Annotated in this window: 1 rRNA gene; it reads right to left on the bottom strand. The window is 51.5% G+C overall.

Annotation, left to right across the window (positions count from 1 at the left end):
* A 16S ribosomal RNA gene (locus KLP42_RS26740) occupies window positions 1-208 on the bottom strand; the annotation flags it as partial.
* Window positions 209-266: the final 58 nt, after the last annotated feature.

The following is a 266-nucleotide window of genomic DNA, read 5'->3' as shown; positions in this document are numbered from 1 at the left end:
AACGCGGGCCGATCCTTATCCGATAAATCTTTCCCCCGAAGGGCACATTCGGTATTAATTCCAGTTTCCCGGAGCTATTCCGAAGATAAGGGTACGTTCCCACGCGTTACTCACCCGTCTGCCGCTCACCCCGAAGGATGCGCTCGACTTGCATGTGTTAAGCCTGCCGCCAGCGTTCGTTCTGAGCCAGGATCAAACTCTCAAGTTGAGAATTCAATCTAGACTATCACTTGTTCTGAATCGACGAGAACTCACTCGACCAACCA

The organism is Rhizobium sp. CSW-27 (assembly GCF_018760785.1).
GTDB lineage: Bacteria > Pseudomonadota > Alphaproteobacteria > Rhizobiales > Rhizobiaceae > Neorhizobium.
Note: the sequence above shows the minus strand (reverse complement) of the source record. Positions and strands in the feature narration are given on the sequence as shown.